Below are 11,133 nucleotides of genomic sequence, written 5' to 3' on the forward strand. Positions count from 1 at the left end.
GTTTTTCCCCCTCATTTCTTGTCTTGTTATTTAGGTCTTATACCCACAGTAAGAATCTCAAAACCAACTAACTCAACTTGTTTTGTAACTAGCAGATCATGTTGACGTTCAATGACATCACTTCGATAACAATCAAGTGCCGTATTAAGTGTTAGTTTATTAGATTTTTCATCCAAATTTGCAAATCGCAACATCACATCACCCGTTTCTTCTGAAACTTTTAATGATGAGTAGCTGAGTGCTTCATTCTGTCTCAATTGAATAAATGAATGTGACGTTGGCAATGTACCCGTCTGTATTTTCGTTTCTTTTGCTACGGATGGTACTTGGAATTGGTATGCTGTTTGATAGGCTTTAAAGCGCTCCTTTCCCCCGCCATGTGGGATAATCCGATATTCAACCATTTGCTCATCTAAACACTGCGCTTTCGGTGTTGGGAAATAGCCCCAATCGCCCATTTCACCAACAGCACGAAGTAACGTAATCGCAATTTTTTGTTGTTCTTCCTGCAAGATTTCATACTCATTTAACCCTTTGTTGGCAATACAAAGTCCTTGGTTTTCATCACTTAAGTCGACAAATACTTGCTGGTGTTGTGAATGATCTGGATTTTCCCATTGCTCACTCGGTTTATTTGAGCGTTTAGCTATTTCAAATACACTATCTGAGTAATGATAATTAGCTTTGACCTTTGTCGGAAAAAGAACACGAAGACGATGATCTTTTACCGTGTTATTATAGTTTGTTTTAACATCGACATACTTGCTTGTTGATGTTAACGTAATCATGGTTTCTATCGTAAAAGCAACTTCTTTTAAGGCACGGTCTGAATCGCGATTTGTAAACCAAACCCATTCTCGTTGTTCGTGATCTAACGTATCTGCTGCACCTTCTGGTAATGACCAATGATGTGTCACTTTATAAGTTGCTGAAACAGGTGTATCATCAATTAGTTCAATTGTTGCTGTTTCGTTTTCTGTAGTACATGCAATACAGTCACTTGTTGCTTTATACATATACTCATTTCCAATATCACCTGTATCTTCATAAACATTTAAGCCTTCATGGCAATGACCACTTTGCTTGTCCGTTAAATTAAAGGAACCATTATCTAAAATGTCTACAATAAGGTGTTTATTTTCCATCCTTTGTTTCCCTATAACTAACGTGTTGTTTGACGTTTCACCTTTAATTAAAGCAAAAGTCTTATAGCCTAACTCAGGTAAGTCTCTCGTCTCAAAACGAACCGTTACTCGTCGTGCCATATAAGGTTGTCTAAACTGATTGAGGGGCAAGTCATAATCAAAAACTAAGCCATGATCTTTAATGGCAACTGGATATTTATTATTTGCTTCATCAATAACGATATAGCCCTCACAATCGATTGCTTGTAACGCCTTCTTATTGACACCATCGCGATAGTACTGTCTAGCGAGATCAATTATGACCTCTGTGACTTCTGTTTTGTTTGTTGCTGTCGTATTAAAAACAACAAAAGGATATACAGGCTCATCATGTTTAAATACACTTGTGTCAATTGCTGAAACTAAATGCTCTACGCTCTGATTAATCATCATCTCAGTGAAATGCTCACTCTTTTTAAAGCGTGTGACCATTTCATCATGTACTTCATCCACACTACACCCGCAAATACTGTCATGCGGATGATTTTGCATCAATGTTTTCCATGCATAGCTAAATAAATCGTGGTCATAATGCTCATCATGTAAGTAACAAAAAGTTGCTAGTGGTTCTGCTATTTTTTCTAGTAGCGTCTGTACCTTTTGATTCATCTGTTTTAGATAAACACGCGATGAAGCCGTGTTAACTAAGGTTCCCCAACCATCCGTTTTTTGTGAGCGTAATTCGCCTTTGACTACTTTCAGTTCACTACTTGATTCTTTTTCAAGCGATTCAACATATTCGTTAAATGACGAATGGATAAATTGATAATCTGGATAAAGCTGATTGGCGACTTCAATAGCTTCAGATAAGTTTGTCTGAATCGGTTGATGATCACAACCGTTGAGCATCAACATCTGACTAGTCGAAGCAAACTTCTCTAAATTTTTAATGTGTTGCTTCCAGTATTTACGAGCCTTCTCCTCATCTACCGGAATTTCATTACCATTGCAGTACCAATTTGCAAACAATATACCTGTCACTTCTGTTCCATCTGGCGATTGCCACTTCATTTCTGAATAAGGCGATTCATATTCATCTGCATCAATGACCGCATTGTTAAATCCGGTCGGCTTCACACCACGTCCAAATGCGGCTGTTCTAATACCTGCTTGCTTCAAAATTTGTGGTGCTTGACCGATATTTCCAAAAGAGTCAGGAAAATATCCTATTTTGCTTAACCCACCCCATTTCCGAGCGTCTCTCATGCCGTATTGTAGGTTGCGAACATTCGCTTCACTACTTGTTAAAAATTCATCTTGAAGAATGTACCATGGTCCAACTTGAATCCGTCCTTCCTCAATAAACGTTTTAATTTGTTCTCTTTTCTCTGGACGAACTTGTAAATAGTCTTCCAGAATAATTGTTTGACCATCTAAATGAAAGCTTTTAAAGTTAGGATCAGTTGCTAAAGTGTCTAACAATTGATCGATCGTTTGAACTAATAAATAATGATGTTTTTCATAAGGTAAATACCACTCGCGATCCCAGTGAGTATGTGAGATGATATGGATCGTTTTCTTTTTTGACATATCGATTCCCTCGCTTTTCAGTTATGTAAGAGATAGAGTACGCACGTACTCTATCGTTATTTTCTAGAAAAAGACTTGATATGTTTTTATTTCATATGGGTTTATCACATCTTTAATACTTTCTTCTTCATGCCATTCGCCAATCGGTTCTTCCATTAAATTCACTTCTTGATAAGATTTGAATACATAAGGTGACTTTATTGCTATAGGTCCACATTTCCCTTCAAATTCATGGATACGAATAATAATGGCAGCTCTATCTTCTGCTTTTTTAACTGCATCAACCATAATATGGTCATTGGCGACTTCAAATAATTGATTGCATTTTGCGGATGCTAATCCTTTAGTAGCCACCAATGGATTATTTAGTTCCCACGCTGTAAATACAGTCTGTCCTTGGCGCCAATCTCCTTCATGTGGGTAAAGTGAGTAAGTAAAGGTATGCTCGCCAAGATCACTATCTGGATCTGGGTATGTGGCGCCTTTAAGTAGTGATAAACGCATCACATGATCTTTAATGTCGTAACCGTATTTCGAATCATTGATTAAGCTTACACCATAGCCGGCATCTGATAAATCAGCCCATTGATGTCCTACTGTTTCAAAGCGGGCCCAGTCCCAACTTGTATTCCAATGTGTTGGTCGCGTAACATTTCCAAATTGGATGTCATATGTTGCCTCCCTGTGACGAACATTAACTGGAAAAGCTACTTTTAGGAAGCGTTGGCGCTCTTGCCAATCTACGTCTGTTTCAAAATCAAGGCGTCGATCATGCTTGTAAGCAACCATACGTTGTGTAATCACAGACTTGTTATAATGCCAAGTGAAAGAAATAATGATGCGTAAGTCGGTAGACTCAACGACCTCAACTGAACGAAGATCAGTAACGACTTCACCTTTTTCTTGATAAAAAATATCAATATCCCAAGCATCAAACATCAACGGCTTATCTTCAAATATTTGTAATGTATTACCTTTTTCATTTTCCTTTAATACGGAACGATTAGCCATCTTATCAAAAATCTTTATTAACTGACCTGTTTCATCCCAAGCAATATCATAAAACGGCGTTGATAAGCTCTGTTTATCAACATCAAAGGTAGCAGCTTCATCTATTGGTGATTTGCCTTTATGAAAAGCAATCGTTTTTGTACCGAAAATCGGAATATCTTCCGCATGTACCACCCATTTACCTTCTGAATACTGTGCATCAAGTAAGGCATTATTCTGATCTGTCCAGTAACCAGAAGGTTCATGTTCATCATAAATATCAACAAGTGCATCTCTTACAAATGATGAACTATTATAGATAGTATAGGCTTGTGCATTTTTTTCAAGAAGATCGTTTTGTGCATCTTTTAATGAAGTAAGTGCAATTATTTCTGCTTCTTCATATTCGGCCTTTGCGTCTTGATATACTTCTTTAATTGAAGAGCCTGGAATAATATCATGGAATTGATTGCGTAAAATGGTTTTCCATCCTTTCGTTAACTGTGCGTTCGGATACCGATCGTACTGATTACGCTCAATCATTCGCCAAACATTTAACCACTCTGTATCACGGTAAAGTAGTTCAAGCTTACGGTTCATTTTTTTCATGTAAGCTTGAGAGGTATATGTCCCTCGGTGAAATTCTAAATAAAGCTCACCATCCCAGGTGTGCACATACGCATCGCTTTCATCTACAGTCTTGTGCAATTGGTCAAAGAAGTCCTTAGCACGCGAAGGCTTAATATGTGGTAACCCTGGCATTTTACCCATACTACGCTGAATCTCCAACATCGCACGGTTTACACCACCGCCACCATCGCCATAACCATATGATAGTAACAACTCGTTATTCAGTGGCTTATCTTTATATTCTTTCCACGTTTCTTGTAATACCTTTGGCTCCAAGTAGCCATTGTACGTGTAGTATCGAGATTCAGGCCAGGGCTCAATTGTCGTAATAAAGTGTGTCAAAATTTCACTTCCATCAATACCTCGCCACTTAAAGGTATCGTGAGGCATTCTGTTATACTGACTCCAACTAATTTTCGTTGTCATAAAGGAATCAATACCTGATTTTTTCAGAATCTGTGGCAGGGCCCAGCTATAACCAAACACGTCTGGTAACCATAGGAACGTACTGTCCTTACCAAACTCATTTTTTAAGAAGCGTTTCCCAAGCATTATTTGACGAACGAGTGATTCTCCAGAAGGAATATTACAGTCAGACTCAAGCCACATTCCACCATCAGCTTCCCAGCGTCCTTCTTCAATCCGTTCTCTGATTTCTTGGTAAAGTTCGGGGTAATCCTCTTTGATGTACTCATATAATTGCGGTTGACTTTGTAAGAATAAATATTCGGGATACGCTTCCATCAACCTTAATACAGTTGAAAAAGAACGGGCTGATTTCTCGCGCGTATGTTTTAGTTGCCATAACCACGCCACATCTATGTGTGTATGACCTACACTACGGTAAATAACATCACTCTGTTTGCCGATGTCTTGAAGCCTTTTTTCTAATAATCCTTGAGCATCGTATAGCGAATCATAAAATGCATCTGACCCTTTATTTAGCCAATTAACTTGTTTCAATGCATCATCTAATGCTTGGGTTAATTGTTGTTTAACAGGGACATGGTCATCTAAGGTTTTTATCGTTTCAATAGCTGTCCAAGCATCAAAATAAAGTTGGTCAACCTGATGGTCTAGGTATGCTATTGCTGCCTGTTTGAACTGATATTCTTGCTCGCGTGGTGCACCGCCACCCTCTAGACCACTCCACAAACGAAAATCAAGCTTTAACACTTCACCAGCCACGTCTTTAAAGAAAATTTCTTTGTGATTTGAATCAACACCTTGATAAAGCTGATCATTGACAAATAACAAAGATTCAAATCCAGAATTGTTTCCTCCACCGGTTTGTCCAAAATCAAATAAACCAACAATGCGCTGGTTTTCCCACGCCTTTGGAACACTTACAGTCTGGGATAACCAAGCATATAAGTCGCGTCCTTTCCAGTGATCACCAAGCTTTACCGTAACAGTCTCAGCTGTTTCACCGATCGGATATTGTCCAATATTTGCTTCCCTATCTTCAGTAAATCGCCAGCTTTCAATAGGTTTTATGTTCCGATAACGGTATGTATTTATCTCTTGAATCCGATTATTTAATTTATCAATTGTAAAAAACAACAGACATCCTCCTTTACTTAAGGATCAAGGCTCGAATATACACTTCCGAGCCTTGATTAACTTGACTATTATTAATTAATTTTGTGCCCAGCGATCATATGCCTCTTGATGAATTTGAACGTATTCTTCAAGATTCATACTTTCAATTGTTTGTACATAATCATCCCAATTTGATAAGGGCTCAACACCGGTAATGAAGCGTGCTTCCATTTGTTCAACATATGAGTTTAAATCTTGTTGAATTGTATTGACAGTACTTTGCTCGTCATCAGTTAAATAAACCAGTGGGAATGGTGTTTCAGCATATGGCGTGATTTTTGCTTCAGTTTCTGAAAATATAAACAGTTCAAAGTCAGAGCGCGGTTCATTTTCAACTAAATCTCCTAACATTGGTGCTGTAATACCATAAGCTGGTGTCAATGTCGCCCGGTAGTCTTCAGAAGAGTCATAGCCTTCTGGCGGATCTAATGGAACGCGCATGCCATCTTCTCCCAATTCCCAAATATAACCTTCTGGCCCTTTATCAAAGAAGTCGCGCCCTTCTGTTGAATACCAGTAATCAATCCAACGCATCGTTGCTTCTGGATGTTCATTTAAACTTGTAATTGAGAAAGTACCACGTGAAATCCCTGGGTTACCTGGTACAATAAGTTCGGGTGATACATCGCTTGTTAATGGTTGGAACATTGGATTTTCAATTGCTTCTTCTTCACTTTGACCTGTTGTAAAGAATGAGAACCAGTCGGGGAATAGACCAATACGGTTTTCTTGCCCTTTTGCTTTCTTTTGTTCATCTGCTTGAGAGAATGTCTCTGGATCAAGTAATTCTTCTTCATATAATCGATTCATAAATTCTAAATATGCTTTATAGTTTTCGGATGATGGTGCATACCTTACTTCACCATCATGTTCCTCAATACCCCACTCTTTCATACCAAAAGCAGCCATCAACCAAGCACGACTACTATTCATTTGAACATCCGTTAGAGGAATGGTGTCATCTTGTCCTGTATTATTTGGATCTTCATCCCTGAAACGAACAAGTAGATCATAGAACTCATCAACCGTTTTCGGCAATTCTTCAACACCTAGATTTTGTAGCCAATCTCCTTTATACCATAATGGACCACGTGGCCAGACGGCAGTTGGGTGATTATTGATAAATGGTAGTGAGTAGATGTTACCATCTGGTGTGGTTATTGAACGCTCAATCTCTGGGTTTTCATCCATTAATGCACGTAAGTTTGGTGCATATTCATCAATGAGATCGTTTAATGGTATTAATACACCTTGGCGTCCGTAGTCCACTTCCATACCAGGCGTTAAATTACCTGTACCTGCCGCAAAGATAATATCAGAAAGATCCTGACTAGCAAACGCTAAGTTTAAACGCGTCTGAAAATCACTCATTGGTGGTGTAATATAGTCAAAATTAATATTTGTCATTTCTGAGTATTGCTGTAAAGTAACCATATTATCCCACTCTTCAATACCTGTACCTGGGGCCATTAAAGATAGCGTAATTTCTTCATCAACAATCGGAAAGCCTTCTTTATTTACACCTTCACTACCTGTTTCTTCATTGCTTGACGCATCATTTCCATTTCCTGATTCGTCATCAGAACCACATGCAACAATGGTCAATCCTATAAAAACGAGTACGAAAAACAGCATTAATTTCTTCATCTTTTTACCCCTCTCAATCTGCTTTAAAGTGCATTTCACTATTTGTAAAAAGGTCTTACTTGAATATGTAATAATCACCTCCTTAACCACATACATTTTTTGTTTTATTCTTTAATCGAACCAATCATTACCCCTTTAACAAAGTACTTTTGCAAGAATGGATAAACAGCGATAATGGGTAATGTTGATACAATCATGACACCATATTTAATAATGGCAGCTAGTTGCTGCTGACTGTGAAGGAACTCAGCCACTTGACCCGACATGTTCAGATTGTTGGATGACATCTCTTGTAATACTAAAATTTCTCTTAAAACTAATTGAAGCGGATATAAGCTTCGATCGGATAAATAAATCAAAGCATTAAAGTAGCTGTTCCAATGGCCTACACCATAGAACAAAGCCATAACAGCAATTATTGGAGCTGATAGTGGAAGAATAATTTTGATGAATAATTTAAAGTTTGAGGCTCCATCAATTGTCGCTGCCTCTTCGAGCCCTCTAGGAATGGTTGACTGGAAATAAACACGTGTAATAATAATGTTCCATAATGCTACAGCATTTGGTAACACCATTGCCCACACTGTATCAATTAACCCTAAATTCCTAACAACTAAATATGTCGGAATAAGACCACCGTCAATAAACATAGTTAAAACAAACATGATCGTAAAGATACGACGACCATAAAAGTCTTTCCTTGATAATGCATATGCTGTAGGAATCGTAAAGACTAAGTTAATCATTGTACCGAACACCGTATAAAATATAGTCATGATGTAGCCCCGCCAAATAGCATCATTTTGCAATATAATTCGGTAACCTTCTAAAGTAACATTTTTCGGCCACAACCACATCTCTCCTGAGTTAACAGCTGCAGGGTCACTAATTGATGCGCTTATGATGTATATTAACGGGTAAAGTACAACGATTAATGCAAAGGTTAAAGCAAAGTAAACAAAACCCATAAACATTTTATCTGCTTTCGTTTCGTTAATTTTATTAATATCCACTATAACGCCCCCCTTACCATAAGCTTGTCTCGCTTGTTTTCTTAGCAATATAGTTAACTGTAATTAGAAGTGCCGCATTAATTACAGCATTAAATAGACCAACTGCTGCCGCAAAGCTGTATTGAGTGTCTAATAAACCCGTTTCATAAACGAATGTTGCAATCACATTAGATGCAGATTTATTTAAAGGATTCTGTAGAAGTAAAATCTTTTCAAAACCCATTGCCATAATATTACCTAGGTTCATAATTAAAAGGATCGTCATGGTTGGAATAATAGTCGGTATATTAATGTAGAAAATACGTTGTAAACGTGTGGCCCCATCAATAATAGCTGCTTCATGTTGTTGTGGATCTACACCTGAGAGGGCTGATAAGTAAATGATCGTTCCCCATCCTGTACTTTGCCATACGCCTGAAAATACATAAACGGTTTTAAACCATTTGGGATCGCTCATAAATGAAATAGGTTCAAATCCAAGCAATTGAATAAAACTGTTTATAATACCTGTTGTTGGAGATAAAAATGCAATAATCATACCCGCAATGACAACTACCGAAATAAAATGTGGGGCATACGTTACGGTTTGAACCGTTCGCTTATAAACACTATCTTTAACCTCATTAAGCAGTAAAGCTAGTATAATCGGTAACGGAAAGCCTACAGCTAACTCGTAAATGCTAATACCTAATGTATTTTTAATGAGATCCCAAAAATAATAGGAATTAAAAAAACGAGTAAAATGTTCGAAACCTACCCATTCACTTCCAGTAAACCCTAATGTAGGAACGTAATCTTTAAATGCAATTTGAATCCCATACATTGGTATGTACTTAAATATTATGAAGTATAGAACGGTTGGCAAAATAAATAAGTATAGCTGCCAATTTTGTATTATCTTTCTGTTTTTCTTTTTTTTATTCCCAATAACCGTTGCTGGGGATATGGGTGGCACAACTTCTTTCATAATTAAAGCCTCCTAAACCTTTTTCGTTTTTCTTTTCCTTGCCTTTGCTTTTCTAACTTAAATGTAAGCGTATACAATAATTGTTGCAATATGTTGATTTTCTTTATTGTTCTTTTCCATCTAATACGCTTTTAAGAATTCACTAATAACAAGGGTTTCAAAAGGAATATCTGTGTTTTTTTTGACCAGTATGTAATAATAGAAAGCCCTTACAAAGAACTTGATACATACTTTCTTATGATTTACAGGTGCAGGATTTTATAAAGACAAGAATTTGCCGATTCAACATATTGTACTCTATCCAATAGACTTATAGAGTTAAATAAAGGTTCTCTTTAAGCGTTTTCATTTATCACACACCCACCTCAAAATAGAGAACAGAGCTAAATCTATTTAGGCGGGTAAGATCGTAGACTAAAACCGCCACATCTTTAAGAAGGCTTACAGACTAAGACCGCCACGTCCTGTAGCCCTCCGCCCACAGATTGAAGGTTCGTTTTATCAAAGCATACAGAGGAGGTCATTTAAATTGACTAAAATAATTGGGATTGATATTGGAGGTACAAAAATTGCAATTGGATTAATATCCATTGAAGGAGAACTACTAGCTACAAAAACGATTCCAACTGATCAATCAATAAAACCAACAAAGATGATTGGACAAATTTATCAACACACCTTACAACTATTAGACAGAGCACATACTGCATTAAGTGAAATTTTAGGTATCGGAATTGGCGCTCCTGGACCTATTAATACAAAAAAAGGGGTGATTACTTACCCACCAAACTTACCACAATGGCGAAATGTACCTATCGTGGCTGAGATGAAAAAACATTTCAATCTCCCTATCTTTTTTGAAAATGATGCAAGTGCCGCTGCATTAGCTGAAAAGTGGCTTGGTGCAGGTCAGTCAGAATCTGATTTTATTTATTTAACCATTAGTACTGGCATTGGGGCAGGCATATATACAAACAATGCATTATTAACTGGTGCTAAAGGAAATGCTGGCGACTTTGGTCATACCGTCATAAACCCTGCATTTGGTCAATGTGTTTGTGGTCAACGAGGCTGTTTGGAGCACATTGCCTCTGGTACAGCTATTGCTAGGGAAGGATCGAAAATTGTTGGGAAACCATTAGCAACTAAAGAAGTCTTTTCATTATATCAGTCAAACCATAACGAGATCATTTCTTATCTTGATTCAGTCTTTCAAACATTAGGTGCTGCTTGCGTCACCTTAATCAACACCTTTGAACCTAATAAAATCATTATTGGTGGGGGGGTATCAAAAGTTGGCGACAGTTTATTTGATCCCATTCGTGACTATGTTCAACAATACACTTTAAATCCTGATAATCGTGAAACTGCCATCGTTCCTGCAGCACTTGAGCAGAATGCAGGTGTAATTGGTGCAGCTGCTCTAGTTCTACATACCAAGCAGAAGGAATACAGTGTTTAGTTCGCCTCTTTTGCTTTTACCTATATTTAAAAAGCGTACTTGAGGCGGGAATCAATTAATCAAAACTCGGATGTTACTTACCGACTGTATGACTATGATCAAACAGAT

General features: G+C 37.5%; 6 protein-coding genes. 1 reads left to right on the forward strand and 5 read right to left on the reverse strand.

All coding sequences use genetic code 11. From position 1 onward, the window contains the following. Positions 1–26 precede the first annotated feature (26 nt). From JOE23_RS07415 to JOE23_RS07435, 5 genes are all read right to left on the reverse strand, one after another. Positions 27–2,714: an alpha-mannosidase gene (locus JOE23_RS07415; protein WP_204437136.1), complete on the reverse strand. Its 2,688-nt coding sequence runs from the start codon at positions 2,712–2,714 to the stop codon at positions 27–29. A 63-nt stretch (positions 2,715–2,777) separates the two neighbouring features. Continuing rightward, entirely contained in the window at positions 2,778–5,897 is a 3,120-nt protein-coding gene (locus JOE23_RS07420; RefSeq protein WP_204437137.1) for an alpha-mannosidase, read from the reverse strand. 75 nt (positions 5,898–5,972) lie between these two features. Next, positions 5,973–7,583 (reverse strand): extracellular solute-binding protein, encoded by a 1,611-nt coding sequence (locus JOE23_RS07425; protein ID WP_204437142.1) that lies wholly within the window; start codon positions 7,581–7,583, stop codon positions 5,973–5,975. Positions 7,584–7,687: 104 nt separating this feature from the next. Then, a complete protein-coding gene (locus JOE23_RS07430) occupies positions 7,688–8,596 on the reverse strand; it encodes a carbohydrate ABC transporter permease (RefSeq protein ID WP_338021905.1) in 909 nt (302 codons plus the stop codon). A gap of 13 nt (positions 8,597–8,609) precedes the next feature. Next, complete coding sequence (locus JOE23_RS07435; protein WP_017471502.1) at positions 8,610–9,563, reverse strand: ABC transporter permease; 954 nt, start codon at positions 9,561–9,563, stop codon at positions 8,610–8,612. A 529-nt stretch (positions 9,564–10,092) separates the two neighbouring features. Here JOE23_RS07435 and JOE23_RS07440 point away from each other — a divergent pair. Next, positions 10,093–11,025: an ROK family protein gene (locus JOE23_RS07440; protein WP_204437143.1), complete on the forward strand. Its 933-nt coding sequence runs from the start codon at positions 10,093–10,095 to the stop codon at positions 11,023–11,025. Positions 11,026–11,133 lie beyond the last annotated feature (108 nt).

The sequence above is a fragment of the Amphibacillus cookii genome, assembly GCF_016908375.1.
In the GTDB taxonomy this organism is placed as follows: Bacteria; Bacillota; Bacilli; order Bacillales; family Amphibacillaceae; genus Amphibacillus_C; species Amphibacillus_C cookii.

Coding starts and splice junctions, on each gene's coding strand:
- JOE23_RS07415 (WP_204437136.1), bottom strand. CDS start 2,714: ATGTCAAAAAAGAAAACGATCCATATCATCTCACATACTCACTGGGAT.
- JOE23_RS07425 (WP_204437142.1), bottom strand. CDS start 7,583: ATGAAGAAATTAATGCTGTTTTTCGTACTCGTTTTTATAGGATTGACC.
- JOE23_RS07435 (WP_017471502.1), bottom strand. CDS start 9,563: ATGAAAGAAGTTGTGCCACCCATATCCCCAGCAACGGTTATTGGGAAT.